This window comes from Streptomyces sp. Root1310 (genome assembly GCF_001426425.1).
Classification (GTDB): domain Bacteria; phylum Actinomycetota; class Actinomycetes; order Streptomycetales; family Streptomycetaceae; genus Streptomyces.
Window position 1 is genome coordinate 192,823 of sequence record NZ_LMEQ01000007.1, and the last position, 24,427, is coordinate 217,249.

General features: G+C 71.3%; 19 protein-coding genes. 9 read left to right on the top strand and 10 right to left on the bottom strand.

Translation table 11 applies throughout. The features are described from left to right. Positions 1-389: 389 nt before the first annotated feature. Positions 390-1,703, bottom strand: coding sequence for an NAD(P)-binding domain-containing protein (locus ASD48_RS16155; protein WP_057602328.1), 1,314 nt, complete (start codon positions 1,701-1,703; stop codon positions 390-392). 188 nt (positions 1,704-1,891) lie between these two features. On the opposite strand from ASD48_RS16155, the gene ASD48_RS16160 reads away from it, so the two are divergent. The 6 genes from ASD48_RS16160 (at position 1,892) to ASD48_RS16185 (ending at position 11,051) form a co-directional block, all read left to right on the top strand. After that, positions 1,892-2,545 carry a TetR/AcrR family transcriptional regulator gene (locus tag ASD48_RS16160; RefSeq protein WP_057602329.1) on the top strand — a complete coding sequence of 218 codons (654 nt, stop codon included), beginning with the start codon at positions 1,892-1,894 and terminating at the stop codon, positions 2,543-2,545. After that, positions 2,542-4,251, top strand: coding sequence for a GMC family oxidoreductase (locus tag ASD48_RS16165; RefSeq protein WP_057602330.1), 1,710 nt, complete (start codon positions 2,542-2,544; stop codon positions 4,249-4,251). The genes ASD48_RS16160 and ASD48_RS16165 overlap by 4 nt, the downstream gene beginning before the upstream one ends. 38 nt (positions 4,252-4,289) lie before the next feature. Then, positions 4,290-4,859: an acetoacetate decarboxylase family protein gene (locus tag ASD48_RS16170; protein ID WP_157880628.1), complete on the top strand. Its 570-nt coding sequence runs from the start codon at positions 4,290-4,292 to the stop codon at positions 4,857-4,859. Between the two features lie 216 nt (positions 4,860-5,075). Then, on the top strand, positions 5,076-6,002 hold the full coding sequence (locus ASD48_RS16175; protein WP_242432605.1) for an alpha/beta hydrolase: 927 nt from the start codon (positions 5,076-5,078) through the stop codon (positions 6,000-6,002). 202 nt (positions 6,003-6,204) lie between these two features. Further along, complete coding sequence (locus ASD48_RS16180; RefSeq protein ID WP_242432600.1) at positions 6,205-7,353, top strand: PP2C family protein-serine/threonine phosphatase; 1,149 nt, start codon at positions 6,205-6,207, stop codon at positions 7,351-7,353. A gap of 302 nt (positions 7,354-7,655) precedes the next feature. Beyond that, the gene (locus tag ASD48_RS16185; RefSeq protein ID WP_057602334.1) at positions 7,656-11,051 is read left to right on the top strand and encodes a hypothetical protein; all 3,396 of its coding nucleotides are present in this window, start codon (positions 7,656-7,658) and stop codon (positions 11,049-11,051) included. Between the two features lie 160 nt (positions 11,052-11,211). Here ASD48_RS16185 and ASD48_RS16190 read toward each other — a convergent pair whose 3' ends face one another. The 6 genes from ASD48_RS16190 to ASD48_RS16215 form a co-directional block, all read right to left on the bottom strand. Continuing rightward, positions 11,212-11,502 (bottom strand): hypothetical protein, encoded by a 291-nt coding sequence (locus ASD48_RS16190; RefSeq protein WP_242432601.1) that lies wholly within the window; start codon positions 11,500-11,502, stop codon positions 11,212-11,214. A gap of 240 nt (positions 11,503-11,742) precedes the next feature. Beyond that, entirely contained in the window at positions 11,743-13,179 is a 1,437-nt protein-coding gene (locus ASD48_RS16195; RefSeq protein WP_057602336.1) for a cellulose binding domain-containing protein, read from the bottom strand. Positions 13,180-13,241: 62 nt separating this feature from the next. Beyond that, positions 13,242-14,771: a beta-N-acetylhexosaminidase gene (locus ASD48_RS16200; RefSeq protein ID WP_057602337.1), complete on the bottom strand. Its 1,530-nt coding sequence runs from the start codon at positions 14,769-14,771 to the stop codon at positions 13,242-13,244. Between the two features lie 42 nt (positions 14,772-14,813). Further along, positions 14,814-15,653: a carbohydrate ABC transporter permease gene (locus ASD48_RS16205; protein WP_057602338.1), complete on the bottom strand. Its 840-nt coding sequence runs from the start codon at positions 15,651-15,653 to the stop codon at positions 14,814-14,816. After that, positions 15,650-16,669, bottom strand: a complete 1,020-nt coding sequence (locus ASD48_RS16210; RefSeq protein WP_057602339.1) for a sugar ABC transporter permease — start codon at positions 16,667-16,669, stop codon at positions 15,650-15,652. Before ASD48_RS16210 ends, ASD48_RS16205 begins: the two co-directional genes overlap by 4 nt. A gap of 69 nt (positions 16,670-16,738) precedes the next feature. Further along, positions 16,739-17,992, bottom strand: coding sequence for an extracellular solute-binding protein (locus ASD48_RS16215; RefSeq protein WP_242432602.1), 1,254 nt, complete (start codon positions 17,990-17,992; stop codon positions 16,739-16,741). A gap of 347 nt (positions 17,993-18,339) precedes the next feature. Between ASD48_RS16215 and ASD48_RS16220 the strand changes: the two genes are divergently transcribed. Further along, the gene (locus ASD48_RS16220; protein WP_057602341.1) at positions 18,340-19,182 is read left to right on the top strand and encodes a GntR family transcriptional regulator; all 843 of its coding nucleotides are present in this window, start codon (positions 18,340-18,342) and stop codon (positions 19,180-19,182) included. Between the two features lie 40 nt (positions 19,183-19,222). Here the strand turns inward: ASD48_RS16220 and ASD48_RS16225 are convergent, their stop codons facing one another. After that, positions 19,223-19,789: a hypothetical protein gene (locus ASD48_RS16225; RefSeq protein ID WP_242432603.1), complete on the bottom strand. Its 567-nt coding sequence runs from the start codon at positions 19,787-19,789 to the stop codon at positions 19,223-19,225. Between the two features lie 442 nt (positions 19,790-20,231). Here ASD48_RS16225 and ASD48_RS16230 point away from each other — a divergent pair, with 442 nt between their 5' ends. Beyond that, positions 20,232-21,077, top strand: coding sequence for an MIP/aquaporin family protein (locus ASD48_RS16230; RefSeq protein WP_057602342.1), 846 nt, complete (start codon positions 20,232-20,234; stop codon positions 21,075-21,077). A 24-nt stretch (positions 21,078-21,101) separates the two neighbouring features. Beyond that, positions 21,102-22,619 carry a glycerol kinase GlpK gene (glpK, locus tag ASD48_RS16235; protein ID WP_057602343.1) on the top strand — a complete coding sequence of 506 codons (1,518 nt, stop codon included), beginning with the start codon at positions 21,102-21,104 and terminating at the stop codon, positions 22,617-22,619. 72 nt (positions 22,620-22,691) lie between these two features. On the opposite strand, the gene ASD48_RS16240 is transcribed toward glpK, so the two are convergent. Together ASD48_RS16240 and ASD48_RS16245 are read right to left on the bottom strand one after the other, a co-directional pair. Next, a complete protein-coding gene (locus ASD48_RS16240) occupies positions 22,692-23,660 on the bottom strand; it encodes a pyridoxamine 5'-phosphate oxidase family protein (RefSeq protein ID WP_057602344.1) in 969 nt (322 codons plus the stop codon). Continuing rightward, positions 23,657-24,295 carry a hemerythrin domain-containing protein gene (locus tag ASD48_RS16245; RefSeq protein WP_063887449.1) on the bottom strand — a complete coding sequence of 213 codons (639 nt, stop codon included), beginning with the start codon at positions 24,293-24,295 and terminating at the stop codon, positions 23,657-23,659. Before ASD48_RS16245 ends, ASD48_RS16240 begins: the two co-directional genes overlap by 4 nt. Positions 24,296-24,427 lie beyond the last annotated feature (132 nt).

The following is a 24,427-nucleotide window of genomic DNA, read 5'->3' on the forward strand; positions in this document are numbered from 1 at the left end:
TACCTCCTGTGGCCTTGACGTCCGGCCCGACCGGTGTGACGTCTCCTCCAGGGCGACGGCTCTTCCAGGGTGACGGCTCTTCCGGCGTCCCGTCACGCGGACGTCGGTGCCGCGTTCGCCCAGCATGGCGGACCTCGGCTCGCGCGACCCGTTCGGACGCAGCGCGGTGCGCGCGCGGGTGACCGATCTCCGTGGTCGGCCACGCGCGTTCGTCCGCCGTCGGGAGGGCTCGCCCGGCACGGTCGCCGGGGTGGCGGACCCGCCGCGGACCGCCGCACTTCTCCTGAACCTTCGCCGCGAGCCGTACCGCTCGGGCACCCCGAGGGCGGTGGCATACCCGAGGCCGGTTGCACACCCGAGGCCGGATGAAGCGGGGCGGCTCCGTTCCGCTACCGCGTCACCGCTCTCCGCCTGCGCTCCTTGGCCAGTTCCCTCAGATACGCCTGCGCGTCCACCTGGATGGTGTGGCGGGTCGAGGCGACATAACGCCGGGCCGTCCGGGCGCGGTACGTGCGGACCTCGTCGAGCATCTCCTCCCGCCCGGGCAGCGCGCACCGCCCCTCCAGGAGGTCGGCGACCCAGTGCGACTGGGCCTCGGCGAGCGGCATGACGGCACCGAGCGGCTGGACCAGACCGATGAAGAACAGCCCGGGCCGGTCGGGCGCGACGACCCGGTGGTAAAGCCCCGGATCGTTGTCCGTGGCGTCGAGCAGCTCGTCGTCGAGGAAGGGGAACGCGATGTCGTACCCCGTGCAGTAGATGATCGTGTCGATCTCCTCGACGCTTCCGTCGTCGAAGAACACATGGTCGGCGTCGGCGTTTCGCGGTGCGGGTTTCACGGTGATGTCGCCGTGGCCGAGCCGGGACAGCAGGTCGTCGGAGATCGTCGGATGGGCGGCCAGGACTCGGTGGGCGGGGGTGGGCAGCCCGTAGTCCGCCAGGCGGCCACGGCTCAGACGCAGCAGGAGCTGCAGCCCGCGGTCCTGAACGGCGAGGGGCGCCTTGGCCAGCCATGAGTGGGTCAGATGGTCGGTGGGCGTGCCGAACAGGTACTTGGGCAGAATGTGCGCGCCCCGGCGCATGGCGAGGAACGTCCGCCGCGAGACACGCGAGGTCTCCACGGCGATGTCGCAGGCCGAGTTGCCGATGCCCAGTACGAGGACGCGCCGGCCGGCGAACGGCTCGGGTACGCGGTAGTCGTGCGAGTGGATCTGCGTGCCCTCGAACTCCTGGGCCCCCGCGATGCCGGGTCGCGGCCAACGCGGCTTCCAGTGGTGGCCGTTGGCGACGAGGACGGCGTCGTACGTTCCGGTCTCGAGGTCGTCCGTGCCGCGGGGACGAGAGGTCACCGCCCACTTGTCCCCCGCCGGGGCGACCTCGACCACCTCGGTGCGGAACCTGATCGACGGGCGCAGTCCGAAGTGGTCCACGAACGCGTCGAAGTAGCGCGCTATGTGGGCGTGGCCCGGATAGACCGGATACTCGTCCGACATGGGAAAACTGGCGTATTCCATGATCTGGCGGGACGTGTTGATGTGGAGCGAGCGATACGCCGACGACCGCCCGTTGTCGTTCAGGTAGCGCCAGTTGCCGCCCACGTCGGAACCCAGCTCGAAGCAGTCGTAGGCGATGCCCCGTTCGGCGAGAACCTGACAGGCGGCGATCCCGGACGAACCGGCCCCGATCACACACACCTTCTGCATGCCGACCTCCTTGTGACCAGCCGGTCATATCACTGGCCGACCACAGGCTGGACGGCCCGGCACTCCCTGTCAATGGGCACGTGAACACCCCAACAGCCATGCCTGTCAGAGTCGTTGACATCCGGTGACCGGCGCCTCCACCATGACCGGGCGGTCACATGACCGCCCGGTCACACGGAGGAGCGCCCATGCCCACGCCCACCTGGACCCGGCTGTCGCCGGCCCGCCGCGAGCGGGTACTGGTCGCGGCGATGGACGAGTTCGGCTCGCACGGCTACTCGACGGGCAGCCTGAACGTCATCGCCCGCGAGGCCGGGGTCGCCAAGGGATCACTCTTCCAGTACTTCTCGGGCAAGCTCGATCTCTTCACCTACGTCGCCGAACAGACCTCGCTCCGGATCTACGGGCACATGCAGCCGTGGCTCGACGACTACGACGGGACCAGGGACTTCTCCGCCCATCTCGTCGACGCGCTGGAGGCCTGGCTCGACTACTTCGCCGGGCAGCCGCTCGAGCGCGGGGTGACCGCCGCCACCAACATGGAGATGAACCCCGCCGTAAGGGACGCGGTCCGGGTGCCCGTGAACGCCATATACCTGGCCGGTCTGCGCCCCCTCCTGGAACGAGCCGTCGCCGCCGGCGGCCTGCGCAAGGACGCCGACCTGGACGCGCTGCTGTCGCTCCTGCTCGTACTCCTCCCCCACCTGGCGCTCCTCCCGCACGTCCCCGGACTCGACAGCCCCCTTCCGCTCACCGCGGTCCATCCCCAGGTGCGGCGCGAGAACCTCGAACGTCTCGTCACCCCGCTGCTGGCCGACTTCAGAGCGGGAGACGACGCATGAACGCCTTCGACTACGACGTCCTCGTCGTCGGGTCGGGGTTCGGCGGCAGCGTCAGCGCGCTGCGCCTCACCGAGAAGGGCTACCGGGTCGGCGTCCTGGAAGCCGGCCGGCGCTTCGCCGACACCGACTTCCCCCGGACGTCCTGGCACGTGCGGAACTACCTGTTCGCGCCCCGCCTCGGATGCACGGGCATCCTCCGCGCGTCCCTGCTCGGGGACATCCTCGTACTGAGCGGCGCCGGGGTCGGCGGCGGATCCCTCGGCTACGCCAACACGCTCTACGAACCACCGGCCGCCTTCTACGAGGGCTCGCACTGGGCCTCCCTCGCCGACTGGCGCCGTGAACTGGCCCCCTTCTTCGCACAAGCCCGCCGCATGCTCGGTGTCACACCGAACCCGGTGTTCACCGAAGCCGACCTGCTGCTGCGCGACACCGCACGTGCACTCGGCTGCGGCGACACCTTCCGCCCCACCCCGGTAGGAGTCCATTTCGGGCCGGCCGACGCCGCGCCCGGCACGCCGGTGCCCGACCCGTACTTCGGCGGCGCCGGGCCCGCGCGCAACGCCTGCGTCAACTGCGGCGCCTGCATGACAGGTTGCCGGCACAACGCGAAGAACACCTTGCCCAAGAACTATCTCGGCCTGGCCGAACGGGCAGGCGCGCGAGTCATGGAGCGCCGCACCGTCACGGGTGTCACCCGCGCCGGCGACGGCTGGGCCGTCACCTCGGTCCGCACCGGGGCTCTCCCGCGCAGGCGGCGGACGCTCACGGCACGCCACGTGATCTTCGCGGCCGGCGCGCTGGGCACCCAGCGTCTGCTGCACACCCTCAAGGACGACGGCTCACTAGGCGACATCTCGCCCCGGCTGGGTCGGCTGACCCGCACCAACTCGGAGGCCGTCCTCGCAGTCCGCGCCCGGGCGCGCGACGCGGACTACTCCCGCGGCGTGGCCATCACCTCCTCCGTCCGGCTGGACGACACCACCCACGTCGAGCCGGTCCGCTACGGCCGCGGCAGCAACCTACTCGGGCTGCTCGGCGCGATGCTCGTCGACCCGGTGCCGGGGCGGTCCCGCCTCCTCGTGGGGCTCGCCGCCATGGCACGCGACGCCCGCCGCCTACCCGCGCTCCACAACCCTCGCCGCTGGTCCCAGCAGTCCGTGGTTCTGCTGGTCATGCAGTCGGTCGACAACTCGGTGACCACCTACCTGCGGCGCACCCGCACCGGCCGGCGCCGCCTCGGCAGCCGGCCCGGCGAAGGCGCACCCAACCCGACCTGGATCCCCGCGGGACACCGAGCCGCCCGCACGGCCGCCGAGCGGATCGGCGGGCAGGCCTGCGGCACCTGGGCAGACCTCTTCGACATCCCCACCACCGGTCACCTGATCGGCGGATGCACCGTCGGCAACAGCGCCGACACCGGCGTCATCGACCCCTACCACCGCCTCCACGGCTATACAGGACTGCACGTCATCGACGGCTCCACGCTCTCCGCCAACCTCGGCGTCAACCCTTCGCTCACCATCACCGCCCTCGCCGAGCGGGCGACCGCCCTGTGGCCCAACCAAGGAGAGTCCGACCCCCGACCCGGCCCCGGCCTCCCGTACCGCCAGGTCACACCCGTCCCCCCGCACCGGCCGGCCGTCCCGGCCACCGCCCCGGGTGCCTGGCGCCTCCACCCTCCCCACGGAACGGACGCGGAATGACCCCCTACCCGGATGAGCCCTGGCACCTGGCAGGTCAGATGTACCTGTCTCTCTGGCTGGTGCGGCGCGCGGAGCTTCCCCCCGTCGCGCCCGGCACCCGCCACCTCACCGTCGCCGGCCGCGGCCTGGTCGGCGCGGCCTGGGTCGTCTACGAGAACGACAGCGTCCTGCACTACAACGAACTGCTGCGGGCGGTCCTGGTGCGGGACGGGGCGCGGCCCCGCGTCTGCATCACCGACATCTGGGTCGACAGCGAGACCTCCCTGGCCGGTGGCCGCGCGCTGTGGGGCATCCCCAAGGAGATCGCGATCTTCGAGGTCCAGCGGTCCGACGGCGTGTCGTGTGCCGCCAAGACCGGCGGAGGCACGCTCGCGGCCGGCCGGTACACCGAGCGGGGAAGCCTGCCCGGCCGCTGGCCACTGGCCTTCAAGCTGGCGCAGACGCTGGACGGCCGGATCAAGACCAGCCGGGTCCGCAGCAGCGCCTCCCTGCGCCCGGCGCGTGCCGAGTGGACGGCACCGGCCGACAGCCGACTCGGCGCGCTCGGCCGCCGCGCCCCCTTGATCAGCATCACGCTGCGCGACTTCGAGCTGCGCTTCGGCGGCTGAGCTTCCACAACTCGTCCCGCGACCCGCGACCCGCGACCCGCAGGTCTGCAGGCCTGCAGCCGGCAAACCGTAAACCGCAGCCCGCGGCCCGCGGCCCGCAGTGCTGCGCCGGCGGATCTGCGGGGATCAGCACGTTCCAGTGAGCGAGACAGCACGGAGAGGCACCACCGGAAATCACTGTTTCCTCCCCCCAGAGAAGGTGATCTCGTGTTCCGTATGCTCCTGCGGTCCATGACCGCGCTGCTGCTGACCGCAACCGCCGCCCTCACCCTCGCACCAGCCGCCCAGGCCTCGGAGGCGGCGACCTCGGTGCGCGCGGCGGACCCCTCCACCACCGGGTCGTTCCCCGTGGCCTACACCGATCTCACGGTCTCGGCCTCGGGCCGTTCGTACAGCGCACGGGTCTGGTATCCCGGCACGACGGCCGGGGCGAACGCGCCGGTCGCCTCCGGCGCCCACCCCGGCATCGCCTTCGGGCACGGCTTCTTCCAGGCGATCACCCAGTACGAGAGCCTTCTCAAGCACTACGCCTCCTGGGGAATCATCACCGTGGCGCCCAAGTCCCAGGGCGGCCTGTTCCCCAGCCATTCGGCGTTCGCCGACGACCTGAACGCGGCACTCACCTGGCTCACCGCCCAGAACGGCACCACCGGCTCACGGTTCGCGGGCGCGGTCAGCACCAGCCGACTCGCCGTCTCGGGGCACTCGATGGGCGGCGGCGCGGCACTGGTCGCCGCCGGCCGGAACCCGGCCGTGAAGTCCGTCTCCACCCTCGCGGCCGCGGAGACCAGCCCATCCGCCGTCAGCGCTTCCGGCACGCTGGGCATCCCCGTCCAGTACGTCGGCGGCAGCGCCGACAGCATCGCCGGTGTCGCCGACAACCAGCGGAAGATGTACGACGCCAAACCGGTCGCCACCCAACTGCGCGTCATCACCGGTGGTTTCCACTGCGGGTTCGAGGACAGCTCGGGCATCGGCTGTGACAGCGGAACCATCACCCGGGCCGCCCAGCTCAAACTGACCTACGGCGTCACGACCGCCTGGCTCCTCTACACACTCGGCGTCGACTCCTCCCTGTACGACCAGGTGTGGGGCTCCGCGGCCCAGAACCTGGCCGGTGTCGTGTACACAGCCAAGCCCTGAGCGCGACGCCGTGCGGGCGGCCACGACGGCTTCACGGCGGCCCGCACGGCCACGCGTCACGCGCCGGTCTCCCGCCCCGGCGACGGGATCGTGGTTCGGCAGCGCCCAACCAGGGGTGATCGCAGAGTGAGCGCCCAACCAGGGGTGATCGCAGAGTGGCGGATCCGTTCGTCACCCACTTCGTCCCGATAAGATCTCAATTGTGATCAGGCCTGTGCAGCTCCGGCGCCGCCACCGTCCCTACGGCGGCCAGCGGAAGGCCGTACTGTTGTCACCGGTGTTCGTCACCGTGCTCATCGCCGTCCTCGCCTTCTCCACTCCGCGAGAGATCGCCTTCAGCCGTCTCCTGCCCGCGGCACCCGCCCTCGCCGCCGCGCTGTGGCCGGTGCTCCCGACGATCCTGCTGGGGGCGTTCTGCCTTCTGATCATGATCGGCATCAGCTTCGTCCACTCCGATCTGGGAACGCCGTACACGGTTGCCGCGATCGCCGCGGTCACCTTGGCGGCCGCCTATGCGAGCCATCTCCGACTCCAGCGCGAGGAGACGCTCTTCCAGGTCCGGCTCGTCGCCGACGCGGCCCAGAAGGTGCTGCTGCGCCCGCTGCCGCACCGTATCCAGGGGATCGAGATCGAGTCCCTGTACCGGGCGGCCCAGGAGCAGGCCCGGATCGGTGGCGACTTCTACGAGGTCGCCGACACGCCGTACGGCGTCCGCCTGCTCATCGGCGACGTGCGCGGCAAGGGCCTGTCAGCGGTGGGGGCGGCCGCGGCAGTGATCAACTGTTTCCGGGAGAACGCGTACGACCAGCCCGACCTGAAGGGGCTGGTCCGTCGCCTGCAGATCACCATGACCCGCTACAGCGACGCGATCCCCGCCGACGATCAGCAGGAGCACTTCGCCACCGCCCTGATCACCGAGATCCCCTCCGGCAGCAGGCACGTCAAGGTCCTCAACTGCGGTCATCCGCCACCGGTGTTCGTACAGAGCGGCGAAATCCACGTTCTCGAGCCCACCCGCCCGTCCACGCCCCTCAATCTCGCGGGGCTCCTCGGAGACCACTACTACGTGGACACCGTGGCCTTCGTCCCCGGCGATCAGATGCTGCTCTACACCGACGGCGTGACCGAGACCCGCGACCGCAGCGGCACGTTCTTCCCGCTGCCGGACTGGATGCTCCGGCACCGCGCGGCCCCTCCCCGTGAGCTGCTGGCCGAGCTGCGCAGAGACCTGCTCCGCTACGCCGGCGGAAGGCTCGACGACGACATCGCGGCCCTCGCCGTGCGCTACCGGAACCTCCCGGCCCCGCAGCACCAGGGTCCGTCTTCCCCCGGACCATCCCCTGAGCGGTAATGACGCGGCATCGACAGCCGCCTCGTACGCAGTGGCTGACCGGGCAGCGTTCGGGGATCACCGTGCTCGCTCGGCAGGACTGTCCAGTGCTTCCGCCGCGCGTTCGAGGGGTGAGCCGCCGACCGGGGCCGGTGCGCGGCGGGACCCGGACCGGGCGGTGCCCCGGGAGGGAGTGCGCGCGGATGCCGCCGTGGCGTCGGCGGCGGGTCAGCAGGATCGCGAAGGGCCGGCCGGACACGGCCGTCGCAGGCGGGCCGCCATATTCGATCGCGTGAACACATCGTGCCGGGCACAATCGCCGGATGCCGATCAACGCGGAGCAACTGCTCTCCGCCCTCGAACCGCTGCCGTTCCCCGCGCGCCTGACCCTGACGGCGCGGACCGCACGCAGCCTCGCGGACGACGGGACGCTCGCCCCGCTGCTGACCGAGCTGGACGGACGCGGGCCGTACGAGCGGCGGCTCGCGGCGTTGGCTGCCCTCGTCGGACGGGACGCTGACTTCCTCGCGGAGCGGCTGGCCGACCCGGACCCGGTCGTCGCCGGGTATGCGCGGCGCGCCGCACGTGACCTGCCCGTACCGGACCGTGCGGTGGAGGCGGCGTACGACGACGCACCGGCCGTGCTGCGGCAGCGGCTGGCCCGGCTGCTCGGCGCGGGAGGCCGTACCGCGCTCGCCGAACGGCTCGTGGCGCGACTGCGCGCGGAGTGGGGCGACGCCGAGGCCGCACGGCTGCTGCCGGCCTGCTCTGCCCCTTTCGTGGCACGGGAGTTGCCGGGGCTGGCACACGCCGTCGACGGCTGGACGCGGCTCGCGTGCCGGCATCCCGACCCGGTGCTGGACCACGCCGAGCAGACCCTGGCCGACCGGGCGGGCGGACAGCAGCGGGACGACTGGTGGCGACTGCACGCCACCACGGTCGCGGCACTTGCGCCGCTGCGCCCCGAGCGGGTGATGACGCTGCTGGAGCGGCACGGCCCCGGCAGTCTGCCGCCCGCGCTGAACAACGGACTCGGCCCCCTCGTCAGCGCCGACGCCGAGCGCGTGATCCGCTGGATCACCTCCCCCGACCGCCGGGAGCAACGCCATGAGCCGATGCCGCCGCCCGGAGTGCTGCGCAGGCTCGTCCGGGCCGAACCCGCGTCGCTGACCGCGCTGGGCCGTCACTGGCTGAACCGCGGCGCCCACTTCACCGCACTGGTGAAGGCCGTCCCACCCGGTCGGCGCCCCGCGTTCGTGGACGCGGTCACCGGTGCGGGGGCGCGGGGGAACCCGGCCCTGAGCGTCCTCGGCCTGCTGCCGCGCGAGCGCCGCTGGGCGGAAGTCCGGCGTGCGGCGGCCGAGTTCGACGGCACCGGCTACTGGTGGGACGACCTGGACACCCTCGCCCACGGCCCGATCGACGAGGCTCGTCCCGCGTTGCTCGCGGCGATCGGACGGTCCGACGCCGACGACCGGGCCGCCGCCTGGCCGCTGTTCGTGGCCTGCGCCGCCCGGGACGGCGGCCGGGAAGCGATCACCGAGCTGCTGACCACTGCGGGCCGCCGGCTGCGCAACGAGCGGGACCCGGTACGGGCCGAGGCACTCGGCGCGCTGGCCGAGACGCACCCGCGACTCTTCGGCGCCGACGACGTCCCGCTGCTGGACGTGATCGCCGCCGGCGCACTCGAGGCACGGGACAGTTCCGCCGACACCCTGACGGCGCTGCGCACCCTCGCGGTACGTCTGCTGGTCGAGCACGCCACGGACGGGGCGTCGGAGCTGCGGCACTGGGCGCTGCGGACCCTGGAGGGGATCACGAGCCGCGTCGGCGTACCCGACTTCGGCCCGCTGCACCGCGTCCTGCGGCGGGGCCAGGAGCACCAGGTGTTCGAGGCCCTGCGCCCCTGGCTCGACGCCGGGGCCGGACGGGCCGACTTCCGGCTGCTGCTGGGCCTGGCGGCCGCACTGGGACCACGCGCCCGGCGGCTGCCCGAGCTCCAGGAGAGGCTGCTCACGGCCCTGGAACGCGGCGACGACGAGACGTTCCGGGCGGCGGCCGAACTGTGGCTGGCCGCACCGGCGACCCGCGGCGAACGGGTCGCCGCGATCGTCGCGCTCGAACCGTCGTCGGTCGTCCTGCCGCCCGTGCGGCGGGTGCTGACCCGGCGGCGCACGGATCTGCTGGACTCCATGCTCGACGCGTCCGCGCCGCACGGGCGCTTCCTGGTGGTCGGGGCCCGGCGCCCGCTGCCGGACCTCGGCGACAGCGACCGCTGGCTGCCCCGCCAGCAGCGGACGGCGGTCCGGCTGGCCGGCGAGGCGGTCGCGGACGATTCCCTTCCGCTCGACGAACGGGCCGCCCTGATCCGGGCCGCGGCCCCGGTGCCCGAGTTCGGGCGCGCGCTGGCGCTCGCGCACAAGGACGACCCGGAGGTGGTCGTCGCCGAGGCCGCGCTCGGCGCCCTGCCCTGGACCGACCGGCCGCACGACACCTTGCCGGCGCTGCTGGACCAGGCGGGCAGCGACCGGGCCCGGGTCGCCGTGTACGCGGCGTCCCGCGCCGCCCGCTGCACCGCCCCGTCCGAACTCGCCCTCTCCCTGGGCGCGTTGCTCACCGGGGAGCGGCCCGCGAAGGTGACCTCCCGCAAGGAGGCCGTACGGCTCGCCGCGCGCTTCCTGCCGCCCCGGCGGGCGGTGTCCCTGCTGGCGAGCGCCTTCCACGCTCCCGACCGCCACCCCGATGTGCGGGCCGCCGTCGTCCGCGCACTGCCGCCGCTGCTCGGCGAGCCGGAGGCCTGGTCCCTGCTCGACGACGTCGCACGCAACGACGCCCGGCCCGTGCACGAAGCCCTTCTGGCCGTCACTCCTTGGGAGTTGGCCGAGACGCACCGCCGCGCCTACGCCGCGGTGGTCGTCGCGGCGTACGACAGGTCGCTCGCCCTCACGGAGGGCTTCGGGGGCGGCTACGCCCTGCTGCACGCCATGGGAGTGTGGTGCCGCTACTCGACCGGGCTGGCCGGCCGCATCGCTCGTACCGTCTGCGACCTCGGCGAGCGTACGCACTGGCAGTTCGCGGGGTGGGTGATGCGCGATCTGGCCGTGTCCGAACTGCCGCACCCCGTGGGCGGTGCCGCGCCGGGCAGCATGTTCCACGGCGCGGTGGCCGAGTTGCTGGCCGCGATGCACACGACGGAGGGCGGCTGCGACGCACTGGCGGGCCGGGACCAGCCGGCCCTGCAGCGGCTGCGGAACCTGACGTCGTTCGGCTACGTCGACGGAGTGCGAACCGAGTTGCTCGAAGCGGTCGCGGAGCAGCTGGCGTCGGAACCCCTGCTGGCCGCCGAACGCGCCCACCTGCTGGCACAGTTGGCCGATCACACCGAGGAGCCGACCGCACTGCTCGAACGGCTGCGGGACCTCGCCGACGCTCTCGAGGGCGCCGGGACGACCGTCGCGGTCCACACGTCCGACCGGCTGCGGCCGTCCTCGGCGTATCGCGCCGTTCCGCAGCGCGCCGAGGCCCTGCTGACGGCCGCCGACCGGTTCACCCGTGACGGCGGCACCGCGACGGGCCTGCTGGCGGTCGGCATCGTGAAGGGGACGGGCGGCTCGCTCGGCTGGCCCGAGGAGTGGCGGTCGCTGCTGCGCCTGCTCCGCGGGCACGGGAACGCGGACGTACGCCATGAGGCATACAGAATCATGACGGAGAACGAATGAGCGCCGGGCGCCGGCCCCGGCGGATCGACTCCGCCGACGCCGTTCCCGCGCATCATCGCCGACGGCGACGTCCTGAAGGCCGTGGGCTCCGGGGTGGCCACATCCGCCGTGCACGGCACACCGGTCGCCGCGTGCCCCGTTCCGGTGCGCTCGCGCGGACTCAGGCCTTGTCGGCGACCTCGACGACGGTGTCGGTGCTGGATGCTTCGTCCCGGGCCATGCCGAGGAAGCGCCGGATCGCTTCGACCGGCATGTCGAGCCCCTCGGACGCGGACTGCTCGTCGCCGAACACCTGCACTGCCTCGGTGACGGCCTGGGCCAGTTCGACCTCTGCCTTGCGGACCTTGGTCTCGGCCTTGTCCACGGTGTCCACCACCGCCAGCTGACGGCGCTGCTTCTCCTGAAGTCTCTGCTTACGGGAGAGGTTCTTGTCAAAGCTCTGCACAGACATGACCAAGATCATAAACAGTCGCGCGCGTACCCATGAAATCGGCAACTCCGGAGCGCCGTACGGGCGGTGCATGGCTGGAGGAACGTCTCCCGCGAGCCCTGGAGACAGCGGCCCCGAGAGACCCGCGCCTTCCCGATCGCCCGGCTGCACCGCCGACCCGGTCCGAGGACGGTCACCACCCCCGGCTGGTCCCAGCCGGCCAGCCGGGGGCTTACTGAGGGGAGGTCTCAGGCGTGTGGCCTAGCCGGCCGGGACGGTGTCCTCGAACGTGGTTCCGGCGGTGCGGTAGGCGCTGACCTTGGCGGTGACCTGGGCGGGAGTCAGAACCTGGTCCTTGACGTGGAGGACGAAGTCGACCTGCTGGTCGTAGGCGCGGGCGGTCGTGGCGGTCTGGCCGGCCAGGTCGATCAGCCACTGGTTGAAGTTGATCGACATGGGGCGCTCGGGCAGGTAGGCGGCGTCATGGACGCCCGCGAAGAGCCGGCCGTCGACGTAGTAGGTGATGCTGCTGTCGTCGATGGTCAGGACGAGGTCGTGCCAGCCGGCGTAGCTCTGGCGGGACTCGGTGTGCTGGTTGACGGCCTGCCACGGATCCGGGTTGTAGGTCTCCCAGGACGTCGTGTAGAGGATGTCCGAGGGCTCTCCCCAGCCGCCGTTGGGCAGGTACTCGAAGTCGTACTCCGCGTAGTCGTCGGCCATCGGGGCGGTGAGGTCGTTGATGGTGAAGAAGGTCTGGACGAGGTGGTCGCCGTCGGGCCCGGAGAGCGGCGCGTCGGAGAACTTCACCCGGGCCGCGTAGGTGCCCTTCTTGAACTTCGTCGCCTTGGTGAGGACTTCGGTCTGCTTGGTGCTGTCCGCCGTCCCCGCGGTCGACGTCCGGAGGTTCATGACGGAGTTGCCGGCCGAGGCGGCGAAGGTGACGTTCTCCGGCGCCCAGGTGGCGCCGGGCACTCCGGGGCCGCCCGCGTTCGAGCGCACGTTCCAGCCGTGCGCGGTGATCCTCGGGTCGCTGGAGGTGGTGTAGTCGAAGTCGTCGAACAGGCTCTGCCCACCGGTGGGCGGGTCGGTGGGTGGGTCGGTCGGCGGGTCGGTCGGGTCGTTGCCTTCGGGGGCGGTGCCCCACACCGTGGCGCCGGCCAGCCGGGCGGTGACGTTCGACCAGTCCGCGTAGGCGGTCTGCGCGGGACCGAACGAGTAGTCGTCGCTCTGCCGGAGGGTCTGCCAGTCCGCGCGGTGGAAGCGCAGTTGCATGTCCCCGGTGTCGGCGCCGGGCGCGAGGGCGCCCGCGCCCGGGGTGAAGCCGATCTCCAGATAGCGGTCGGCGGTCGCCGTGGGGTGGGCCAGTGCACCGAAGGTGCCGGTGATGTTGGCGCAGCCCTTCACGGCCCAGGAACAGGCGAATCGGTAGCCCGCGCCCGCGCTGTCGGCCTTGAAGTAGTACCGGACCTTGACGGTGCTGAGCTGGACGGCCCCGTCACCGGTGTTCCTGACCTTCAGCCAGGGCTCGGCCTGGTCCGCCGTGGCGCCCGTGGCACTGGTGCGGTACTGGACGGCCACGTCGGCGGCCGCGGCGCGGGCGGTGACCGGCAGGGCGGCGAGGCCGGCGGCGCCCAGGGCGACGGCCACGGCCGAGGCCGCGGCGACGCGGAGCCGGCTCGGACGGTATCTCGACTTCATGGTGATCCTTTCCGGGGTCGGGTGCTGTGCTCTGTGCTGGGTCAGGACGGTCCGCGCGCGGCTCACGCATGGCGGCGGACCTCCAGCGCGTCGAGCCGGGCGGTGTGCAGGTCAAGGCGGGAGCGGAAGTCGTCCCACTCGGTGGGGCCGCTCCAGCCGCGGTCGGCCAGGGCGCACAGGCGCGGATAGCTGAGGTATTCGAGGCGCTCGGGAGTTGCGGCGTACTCGGTCCACATCTGGGCCTGCGTGCCCAGCACCCGCGCGGCGACGTCCGGAGCCGCGCCTTCGGGCACCGGGTCGTGGCCGTGCACGTCCCGCAGACCCACGACGGCTCCCGGTTGGCCGGGAGGCTCCTGGGGACCGGCGCTCTGCGGATAGTCGAGATAGGTGGCCCGGTAGTGGGCGTTGATCACGTCATGGCCGCGGCGGGCGGCGGCGAGGGCGTGCGCGGGGTCGCGCCATGCCATCACGGTGAAGCCCGGGGGCAGTTCGGTGCCGTTCTCGGCCCAGCCGACCGGGCGCCGCCCGTTGCGGACGAGGAAGTCCCCGATCCGGCCGAGGAACCAGCCGTGCAGGTCGGCGGGCCCGTCGAGGCCCTCGGCCGCGATACGTGCCCGGGCCCGGGGGCTGCGTTCCCACTCCGTGAGAGGGCATTCGTCCCCGCCGATGTGGAGGTACGGCGACGGGAAGAGCTCCATGACCTCTTCCAGTACGGTGCGGCAGAAGTCGAGCACCTCGTCGTGCACGCCGAGGACGGTGTCGCACACACCCCACCGGGTCCACACCTCCAGGGTCCGGCCGGGATCGTTGCCCAACCGCGGACAGGCGGCCAGGGCGGCGCGGACGTGACCGGGCATCTCTATCTCCGGCATGACCGTGACGCCACGCGCGGAGGCGTACTCCACCAGGCCCGCCAGTTCGGCCCGGGTGTAGGCGCCGCTGTGTGCGATGCCGTCGAATTCGTCGCCCGTCGTCCCGGTCATGGACTGGGCGCGGTGGCCGCCGATCTCGGTCAGTTCGGGGTAGGCCGTGACCGGCATCCGCCACCCCTGGTCGTCGGTGAGGTGCAGATGGAACACGTTGATCTTGTGGAGGGCGAGGAGGTCGACGTAGCGGCGCAGGTACTCCACCGGCTGGAAGTGGCGTGCCACGTCGAGCATGGCCCCGCGCCAGGGATGGCGGGGGACGTCGGTGATCTCGGCGCAGGGCAGCGTCCACCGCACCCCGTGCTGCGGTGTCCGGGCCAGGGCCTGCACGGGCAGGAGCTGCCGGACGGTCTGCACCCCGCGCAGCAGGCCGGTGACCCGCGCGGCGCGCAGCAGCACGGAGTGCGGACCGACCGTGAGGCCGTAGCCCTCGTGGCCGAGGCCCGTCAGGTCCGGGTCCAGGGCGAGGACGACCTCCGCGTCGTCGGCGGGGCGCAGCGGCAGGCCCGTAGCGGGGGCGAGGAGCGTGCGCAGCAGCCGTGCGGCGTCCTCGGCACCTTCGCCGACGCGCAGACAGGTGTCGGTGGTGAACGTGAACTGTCCCGATCTTCCCCGGGCCTTGGTCGGCCGGGGCAGAAGCGTGGCGTCCAGAGGGGGTGCGGGCACGGTTGTCTCCCGGGGGTCACGCGTGCGGGGAAGGCGGGACGGTCAGCCCTTGACGGCTCCGGCCGCGAAGCCGGCGGTCACATGGCGCTGGAGCAGCAGGAACACCGCCAGGGCCGGCAGGGCGAACAGGGTGGAGGCGGCCATGGTGGCGCCCCAGTCCGTGCCGAAGACGTTCTGGAACGAGGAGAGCCAGACCGGCAGGGTGCGGCTGTCCTGGTGCTTGATGATCAGGAAGTTGGCGTAGGTGAACTCGTTCCAGGCCGTGATGTAGCCGAACAGCGAGGTGGCCATCAGGCCGGGGGCGAGCAGCGGGAAGGCGATGTGCCGGAAGGCGCCGGCCCGGGTGCAGCCGTCGACCTGCGCCGCTTCCTCCAGTTCGGAGGGGATGGCGGCGATGAAACCGCGCAGCACCACGATCGTGAACGGCAGCGTCATCATGAAGTAGATCAGCGTGAGCGTGGGCAGCCGGTCGAGCATGCCGGTGTCGCGGGAGATGATGTACACCGGGATGATCAGCGCCTCCCACGGTGCCATCTGCGCGATGAACACCATGAGCATGAACTGGCGTCGGCCGCGCCATCGCATCCGGGCCACGGCGAAGGCGGCTCCGAGCGCCACCGCCAGGGCGAGCAGGACGGCGGCCAGGGTGACCAGGATGCTGTTGCGCCAGAACAGGGTGAACCCGTCGGCGTCGACGGCGGTGCGGAAGTGGTCAAGGGTCCAGGCCCGCGGCAGGAGTCGCGGGCTGTCGGACTGGATGTCCCGGTTGGGTTTGAACGCGGTGACGACCATCCAGTAGACGGGGAAGAGGCAGACGACGATCGTCGTCCCCGCGGCGAGGTGGAGCGGAAGGCGTCGAAGTCGGGGGCGCGGCGGGCTCACAGGGCTTCGCCCTCCTGACGGAACAGCTGGCGGAAGTAGAGGACGAGCACCGCGGCCATCAGCAGCACGGTGACCATGGAGGCCGCCGAGCCGAGGTCGTAGCGCTGGCTCGACAGGGCGGTCTGGACGGCGTACACCGGCAGGATGGTGGTGGCGTCGCCCGGCCCGCCGTTCGTCATCACCCAGATCTGCACGAACGCCTTGAACGTCCAGATGACTTCGAGGGAGAGGACGAGCATGAAGATCGGCCGGATCATCGGGAAGGTGACGGAGCGGAAGATGCGTCCGGCCGGGGCGCCGTCGATGCGAGCCGACTCGTACAGCTCCGACGGCACCGTGGCCAGCGCCGAGTAGAGGGTGATGGCCGCGAACGGCACGGACTGCCAGACGATGAGCAGGACGAGGATCGTGAACGCGGCGGGGCCGTGCGCGAACCAGGGATAGCGGTCGAAGGAGTCGAAGCCGAGCCCGGTCAGCGTGTGGTTGACGATGCCGAACTCCGAGTGGAACAGCCACTGGAAGACGGTGGTGGCGGCGATGACCGGCATGGCCCAGGCGAGCACGAGCGCGCTGAGCACCGCGGTGCGGCCCAGTCGGCCCAGCCGTTCGATCACCAGGGCGACCAGGGTGGCGAGCAGCATGATCAGCACGACGTCGACGGCCATGAACAGGAAGGTGCGGCGCACGACCTGCCAGAAGTGTCCGTCCGTCAGCAGCGTCTCGTAGTTGCGGAGCCCTACGAACCGTGCGTCGCCGCGGATGAGCTGGCGCAGCCCGAAGTCCTGGAACGAGATGAGCACCGTGCGGGCGAGGGGGTACACCAGCAGGTACAGCATCCCCAGCACGGTCGGGGCGACCAGCAGGTACGGCCATGCGCGGCCGGGCCGGAGCCGGCGCCCGCGGTGTCCGTGGCCCGGGCCCGGCGGGTCCGACCGCTGTGACCCCCGCCGTGGCCGCCGGCGTGACGGGCGGCCGAGCGGGAGGCGGGTCGCTGCGCGTTCGCGGATGATCGACACGACGTCGTCTCCTTCCGGTTCTGGGCGCGGGAAGAGGGGAGAGCGGGGAGGCGGGGAGCGGGGAGCGGCTCAGGAGCCCGACCTCATGGCTTCGGTGATCGACTCGGAGGCCTTGGCTGCCTCGGCCCCGGCGTCAGCGCCGGTGAGTACCGCGGTCATGTAGTCCTTGATGGGGTTCTTCGCCTCCACGGCGGCCCACCCGGGGGTGTTCGGCGTCGCCCGGCCGACGGCAGCACCCGCCGCCATGGCCGCGGCGCCGGGATCGGAGGCGACCGCGTCGGCCAGGGTCGTCTTGTTGGGCACGTAGCTCATGGCGACGGCGAGTCTGCGCTGCCAGGCGTCACCGGTCAGTTCCCTGATGAACGTGAACGCGGCGTCCTGCTTGCCGGAGGCCGCCGGGACGACCAGGTCGGAGCCGCCGATGAACACCGACCCGGGCCGGTCCGCCGTCTTTCCGGGGATGGGGAAGAAGCCGAGCCTGCCCTTGAGTTCGGGGTTGCTCTCGATGACCACGTTGGCTCCGCCGGGCGTGGAGATGATCTGTGCGACCTGCCCCTCGGCCATGACCTCAGCCTGGGGCGGCTCCGCCTCGTCGGAGTCCCGCGGTCCCTTGCCCAGGGCCTGGAGCTTCTTGTAGAAGTCCATGCCGCGGAGCGCCTCGGGGGTGTCGAGGGTCCCCTCCCAGGAGTCGCCGGACCGCTTGGCGAGGTCTCCGCCCTCGTCCCAGATGAACCCGGCCAGCGCGTACCAGGTCTGCCCGGGAAGATAGATCCCCTGGGTGCCGCCCGTGTTGAGCTTCTCGGTGGCGGCGATCCACTGGTCGCGGGTCTTGATGGCGGCGGGGTCGACCCCGGCCTTCCGGAACAGGTCGGTGCGGTAGATCACGACCCGGTTGGCCGCGTAGTACGGGATGCCGTACTGCTTTCCCTCGTACGCGCCGGGCTCGGCGAGCCCGCGCAGCCAGTGGCCACCGCCGAGTTCGTCGACCTTGTCGCTGAGGTCGAGCAGTCCGCCGCTCTCCGCGAACCGGGCCACCTGGGTGTTACCCGTCTCGATGACGTCGGGGGCGTCGTTGCTGGCGAGGGCGGCGGTGATCTTCTCGCCGATCCCGTCCCACTCCTGGATCTGCACCTTGACCCCGATGTCCGGGTGAGCGGCCCGGAAGCCCTGGACGAACTCCTTCTGGAACCGGGCCGAGACGCTGTCACGCATCAGCCAGACGTCGATCGTGGTCGTGCCCTCGGCGGAACCTCCGGCCGAATCGGAGCCGCTGCAGGCGCTCAGGCCTGCGGCGATCACCAGCGTGCACACACCTGCAAGCATGCGGAGCTTCACAGTTCACCCCTGGGAGAAAAGCGCCGGGCAACCTGACCACTTGACAACTGGTCAGGTGACCTCTCGTTGGTCGATGAAGGTGGCATAGACCAATCGAAGCGTCAACCCCCCTCGTTCTCCGGGGCTTTGTGCGCATCACGTAAGGAATCACCTGCCCGAGGAGCCCGGAGTGGCTAGACTGCATCTGACCAGTGCCCACCGAGTGGTCAACAATGGGAAGCTGGTCAGGTGACATCGCAGGCAGCACCGTGAGGCAGGGTCGCGGAAGGCAACGGCAGGCGGCGGGCACCGCAGGGCATGGCATGGCGTCACACGCAGTCGGGCAGGAGCGGCACATGAGCGCTGGCGGGTCAGGGGCGGTTCTCAAGCGGGAACGCGTCCGCGACTACATCCTCGAACTCATCGAGTCGCTGAGCCCCGGCGACGCCATCGCCTCCGAGCGGTCCCTGTGCACCGACCTGGGTGTCTCACGGCCGACGCTGCGAGCGGCGGTGGACGAACTCGTCGCCGCGGGCCTCCTCGTGCGCGAGCACGGCCGCGGCATGTTCGTCGCGCCCGAGAAGATCACCCAGGAACTCGTCTCCGACCAGCGGACCATGGCCCTCCCGCGGGCCTCCGGCACCTGGTCGAGCCGCCTGCTGGAGTTCACCACCATCGCCGCCGGCGCCCGCGTCGGGCGCAAGCTGCGTCTGTCGCCGGCCGCCGACGTCGTCTACGCGGCCAGGCTGCGCCTCGTCGACGGCGCCCCCATGGCCATCGAACACCTGCACATCCGCGCCGACCTGGTCCCCGCCCTCACCGCTCGGGAACTGGAGGCCGGCGACCTGTACGACCATCTCCGCGACGGGCACGGCATCCAGGTCAGCGAAGCCGTGCAGACCATCGAACCCACCGTCGTCAGTCAGGCGGAGGCCAAGCTCCTCGGGGTGCCCCACCTGTCCCCCGCACTCCTGTTCGAGCGCCTCACCAGCGACACCGGCGGCCGGCCCGTCGAATACGTCCACTCCGTCTACCGGGGCGACCGCTATCGCATCGTCTCCCGCCTCACCCTGGGCCCCGCGGCCACCCGCGAGCCCGCCGCGGCGGCGGGACACCTCCCGGGCATCCCGCCGGGCGCCTTCGCCCACCAGGACTCCGTCGCCCTGACCACCCAGGGCGACATCCAGCCCGCCCGCTGACGCCCGCCCCCTCGATCCGGCGAACGGCCACCCGGCCGCCTCAGGCGGTCCGGCGTGAGCGACCCCAGCGGGGGCGCCGCGTCCACCACCGTCGCCCCGACCGGCTGTCCGCGATGCGGTCGTGGAGGTACGTGTGCGGCAGCTCGGCGGTCCGGCAGGCGAGTTCCTCCATGGCCGACAGGTAGGAGCCGTCCCTGCCCCGCAGTTCGCGTTCGCGTTCCACGTAGGGCCTCGCCGCCTCCCAGACGCCGAGGATCCGGTGCCGCAGGAGCGGGAGGAACACTTCCTCGTCGACGATCCTGAAGACGGTCAGGTTGGCCAGGGTCTGGTAGTAGTACACGACGTTGCAGAAGGCCGCTTTGGCGTCGTGCGGAAGCCCGCGCACCCCGCCGTCCGGGGCGTGCTCCTGCGGGAGTCGGGAGCACACGTAGTCGTGCTGGTCGTGGAACGCGGCCGACCGGAACTCGGCGAGCAGATCGATCATGGGCTGAATGTTGTTCGCATGTCGGCTGATGCGGGTCTGCCGCATGCCGAGCCAGGTGGGAATGGCGATGGCGGTCACCGCGATGACCACCGGGAGGACGTTGACCAGAAAGGCTTTGAGCATCCGGTCGACGTTAGGCGGGAGCCGCCGCCGACAGGCCGGATGGGCGCTTTCGGAGTCTTTTGTTCGCGCTGTGCCGGACTTCGCCGCCCCGGAGATCACCTCGAGTCCGGGCGCGTTCGGCATGCCGTGATTGCTGCCGGACCCGTGTCGGGCCCGTGACACCGCCGTGGACCGGCCGGACAGACCTGTCCGGTACGCCTTCCGCGGGCATGCCGCCGGCTCGTACCAGGGGATCCGCCGACTGTCGACACCTTCGACTACGGGCCACTCACGGACGGTGAGCGGCCCGTAGTCGAAGGTGTCGCGGCAGCGGCGACGGGGAGGTGCGGAAAGCAATGAAACGACACATTTGTGCGCTTGGTCCATGATCGCCTTATGCTGTTGTCCGGGAGAGCTCGAGCAGTCGACGTGCCGGCTCAGCGCCGGCGGGAAGCGGGCTTCCATGGCTGAGCGATTCAAAAGGTTGGGATTGGTCGGCGAAATGTCGGCCGAGTTCCTCGGCACCATGATTCTCATTCTCTTCGGCTGTGGTGTGGTGGCCCAGGTGGTCGCCGGTGGAGCGCTCACCACGCCGCCGGGAGGACTCGGAAACCACGACAGCATCGCCTGGGCCTGGGGCCTCGGCGTCACCCTGGGTGTCTACGTGGCGGCGCGACTGAGCGGCGCCCATCTCAATCCGGCGGTGACGGTCGCCCTGGCCACGTTCAAGGGCTTCCCGTGGAGCAAGGTGGCGCCCTACGCGCTGGCCCAGACCGCCGGCGCCTTCGTGGCGGCCCTCATCGTGCGGTGGAACTACACCGAAGCACTGGCGAAGGCCGACCCCGGGCACACCATCAAGACACAGGGCGTGTTCTCCACGCTCCCCGCCAACGGCAATCCGAATCTGCCGGTCCACGAGTGGGGGGCGTTCCGTGACCAGATCATCGGCACGGCCATCCTGCTCCTGCTGATCCTGGCGGTCACGGACCTGCTGAACACGCCACCGGGTGCCAATCTGGCCCCGTTCATCGTCGGCCTGATCGTCGTGGCCATCGGTATGGCGTGGGGGACCAACGCGGGCTACGCGATCAACCCCGCACGTGACTTCGGACCCCGATTGGCGAGCTTCTTCACGGGCTACGGCACAGCATGGCGAGATCAGTACGGGAATCTCTACTTCTGGGTGCCGATCGTCGGTCCCCTGATCGGCGGCCTGCTCGGTGCGGGCATCTACAAGGCTTTCATCGGTCGGTTCCTGCCGACGGCGGAGCCCGAGCCCCCCGGCCGGGTTCCGGCCCCCGAGGAATGACACCCACAGCAGAGGCGGCAACCCATGGCTGACTTCGTGGGCGCGGTGGACCAAGGCACCACCAGCACCCGATTCATGATCTTCGACCACGCCGGCAACGAGGTGGCGAAGCACCAGCTGGAGCACGCCCAGATCCTTCCGCGCTCCGGGTGGGTCGAGCACGACCCGGTGGAGATCTGGGAACGCACCAACTCGGTGATGCAGAACGCGCTCCGACACGGCAACCTCTCCCCCGAGGATCTGGCCGCGATCGGCATCACCAACCAGCGGGAGACCACCGTGGTGTGGGACCCGCGCAACGGACGTCCCTACTACAACGCCATCGTCTGGCAGGACACCCGCACCGACTCCATCGCGGCGGCCCTGGAACGCTCGGGCCAGGGCGACGTCATCCGCCGCAAGGCGGGGCTGCCGCCGGCGACCTACTTCTCCGGCGGCAAGATCCAGTGGATCCTGGAGAACGTCGACGGCGTCCGCCAGGCGGCGGAACAGGGCCACGCCCTCTTCGGCAACACGGACGCCTGGGTGCTGTGGAACCTGACCGGCGGTCCCGACGGCGGCGTCCACGCCACCGACGTGACCAACGCCAGCCGCACCATGCTGATGGACCTGGAGACCCTCGACTGGGACGACGAGCTGCTGGGCTTCTTCGACATCCCCCGGCAGATGCTGCCCACCATCAGCCCGTCCTCCCACCGCGAGGCGTTCGGCGTGACCCGCTCCTCCAGGCCGCTGCGCGCCGCCATCCCCATCACCGGGGTGCTCGGCGACCAGCAGGCGGCCACGGTCGGCCAGGTCTGCTACGCGCCGGGCGAGGCCAAGAACACCTACGGCACGGGCAACTTCCTGGTCCTCAACACCGGTACGGAGCTGGTCCGTTCACAGCACGGTCTGCTGACCACCGTGGCGTACCAGTTCGGCGACAGCCCGGCCATCTACGCCCTGGAGGGCTCCATCGCCGTCACCGGGTCGGCGGTGCAGTGGCTGCGCGACCAAATGAAGATCATCAACGATGCGGCGGCGAGCGAGACACTGGCGCGCACCGTCGAGGACAACGGCGGAATGTACTTCGTGCCCGCGTTCTCGGGCCTGTTCGCTCCGTACTGGCGCTCCGACGCCCGCGGCGCGATCGTCGGTCTGGCCCGCTACAACGACAACGGCCACCTGGCCCGGGCGACCCTCGAGTCCATCTGCTACCAGAGCCGCGACGTGGTCGAGGCCATGGAACAGGACTCCGGAGTCCACCTCGACGTGCTCAAGGTCGACGGCGGCGTCACGGCCAACGACCTGTGCATGCAGATCCAGGCCGACGTCCTCGGCGTACCGGTCAGCCGTCCGGTGGTGGCCGAGACCACCGCGCTCGGCGCCGCCTACGCAGCGGGTCTGGCCACCGGCTTCTGGCGCGACACCGACGAGCTGCGCACCCACTGGCAGGAGTCCAAGCGCTGGGAGCCCCAGTGGTCCGAAGACCAGCGCGCGGAGGGCTACGCGGGCTGGAAGAAGGCGGTGGAACGCACGCTCGACTGGGCCAAGGTCGAGTAGCCCGACGCAGAGGGGAATGGGGCGGACCCGAGGGTCCGCCCCATTCGCCGTTCTCTGCCGCCGGTCGTGCGGTCAGGCCTCGCGCCGCCGCCGTGCGGATGCCGAAGCCGAAGCCGATGCCGATGCCGCGATCGTCCTGAACTCGTCCCACTGCACCCGAGGCCGTTGCAGGCCACGCTGTTCCAGGTAGCGGCGGGTGGTGCGCTTCGTGCGGCGAAGGAGCCGCACCGCGTCGATCGGACGTCCCGAACCCATCGGCTCCACCACCCTGGTGGGAACCAGCAGCCGTCCGTCGCCATCGGCCCGCAGCTCGCCGCGGACGAGCGCGTTGTCCATGTGGTTGAGCCGGTCGTCGTGCCGGTGCACCAGCAGGGACGCGGGGCCCGGCACGGCGGCGCAGTCGGACGGCAGGTCCACCACGAAGCCTTCGTCCGTCGGCACCGGCCGGGTCCGGGCGAGTACGGGCCCTCCGAAGGCGTCGCGGGCGGCCAGGACCGCGCTCGGGAAGCCGGCGAGCCGGTCGGCTCCCGGAAGCGGATTCCGCCCGCGCGGGCCGGGCCGCTCGGACGGGGGAGGCGGTGGGAGCGGTGGGAGCGGTGGCCGTACGATCACCTGCTCGGGAGTCACCGTGATCAGCAGGCGCAGGTAGTACCAGTCCATCAGCCGCCGCATCGCAGCGGTCACGTACGCGCGGCTGTGCGGCTGCCGCTCGAAGAGCGTCCGCCAGTAGTCCTCGGCGCCCTGAGGTCCCGTCATGACCTGGTCGGGACAGTCGGCCCGTCCGGCGACGAAGATCTGCGGGGCGTGGTCGAGGCCGCTGCCGGTGGGATCGGAGAAGAGAAGGGCGACACGTCCGTCCCGGCGTATGTTCAGCGCCTTCTGCGCGAAGGCCAGGGACGTGGTGAGCAGGAGCGTCCCGTCCTCGCGGCGGCGGACGGCCGTGGGCCAGGCCAGCGGCGTGCCGTCCCGCCCGAGCGTGACGAACTCGCAGGTGCGGTAGGCGTCGAGGACGTCGTGCGGGGCGGAGTCGAGTACGGTCACCGTCCCGCTCCCCCGTCCAGGGGCGCACGCAGGGCGCGGCAGGCGGTGGCGTACTGGCGCCGGCCGACTGTCTTCCACAGCAGCCGACCGACCAGCGGGGCCCTGCCGAGGAAGTAGGCGCGCTCCGCCGGCGTGGCCTCCTCGAGGAGCGCGCCGAGGGCGAGCAGCAGCTTGTCCTTGGGGACCCGCTCCAGTCCGCGCCGGCCGACCAGGTCCCATTCTGCGACCGTCAGGTGTTCGGCGATCAGCGGGAGGACCAGCCGCTCCTCGTCGTCGAGGTGTTCGAGCAGCGCGGTGCGGTGCTCGTCCAGCGCGAGCGCCAGTTCCTCACCCGCGATGTGGTCGGCCGCTCGTTCCCACGCGGGCATCCAGTCGGTGACGGCCACCAGGGTCTCGTCGATTCGCCGGTGCTGCTCCTCCATGCGGGCGACGAGTGCGTCGTCCGGGGCGCGCTCACGCAGGAGCGGCCAGACGAGCTCGTCCTCCAGGGAGTGGTGGCTGTGCAGACCTTCGAGGTACTCGCGCAGATGGTGCGCGACCTTCGTCGCGCGTGCCGCCCCGCCGTCGGGCACGGCGCGCACCAGCCGAGGAAGGAGCGCCGACTCTCGGCGGAAGATCCGGTGGACCACGATCATCTCGTGGGTGTAGGGACGCGCTGTTGTGGATGGTTCGTCAATGGTGCTGTCGGGGGACACGCTTGCCGGCTCCAGCGATCGGTTTTCGGTAACGGCCTCCCAGGGTCCGCCTCCTTCTTGGCGTCTGCTTGG

Coding starts and splice junctions, on each gene's coding strand:
- ASD48_RS16245 (WP_063887449.1), bottom strand. CDS start 24,295: ATGATCGTGGTCCACCGGATCTTCCGCCGAGAGTCGGCGCTCCTTCCT.
- ASD48_RS16225 (WP_242432603.1), bottom strand. CDS start 19,789: ATGCTCAAAGCCTTTCTGGTCAACGTCCTCCCGGTGGTCATCGCGGTG.
- ASD48_RS16165 (WP_057602330.1), top strand. CDS start 2,542: ATGAACGCCTTCGACTACGACGTCCTCGTCGTCGGGTCGGGGTTCGGC.
- glpK (WP_057602343.1), top strand. CDS start 21,102: ATGGCTGACTTCGTGGGCGCGGTGGACCAAGGCACCACCAGCACCCGA.
- ASD48_RS16195 (WP_057602336.1), bottom strand. CDS start 13,179: ATGAAGTCGAGATACCGTCCGAGCCGGCTCCGCGTCGCCGCGGCCTCG.
- ASD48_RS16160 (WP_057602329.1), top strand. CDS start 1,892: ATGCCCACGCCCACCTGGACCCGGCTGTCGCCGGCCCGCCGCGAGCGG.
- ASD48_RS16170 (WP_157880628.1), top strand. CDS start 4,290: ATGTACCTGTCTCTCTGGCTGGTGCGGCGCGCGGAGCTTCCCCCCGTC.
- ASD48_RS16155 (WP_057602328.1), bottom strand. CDS start 1,703: ATGCAGAAGGTGTGTGTGATCGGGGCCGGTTCGTCCGGGATCGCCGCC.
- ASD48_RS16175 (WP_242432605.1), top strand. CDS start 5,076: ATGCTCCTGCGGTCCATGACCGCGCTGCTGCTGACCGCAACCGCCGCC.
- ASD48_RS16220 (WP_057602341.1), top strand. CDS start 18,340: ATGAGCGCTGGCGGGTCAGGGGCGGTTCTCAAGCGGGAACGCGTCCGC.
- ASD48_RS16190 (WP_242432601.1), bottom strand. CDS start 11,502: ATGTCTGTGCAGAGCTTTGACAAGAACCTCTCCCGTAAGCAGAGACTT.
- ASD48_RS16215 (WP_242432602.1), bottom strand. CDS start 17,992: ATGCTTGCAGGTGTGTGCACGCTGGTGATCGCCGCAGGCCTGAGCGCC.
- ASD48_RS16185 (WP_057602334.1), top strand. CDS start 7,656: ATGCCGATCAACGCGGAGCAACTGCTCTCCGCCCTCGAACCGCTGCCG.
- ASD48_RS16230 (WP_057602342.1), top strand. CDS start 20,232: ATGGCTGAGCGATTCAAAAGGTTGGGATTGGTCGGCGAAATGTCGGCC.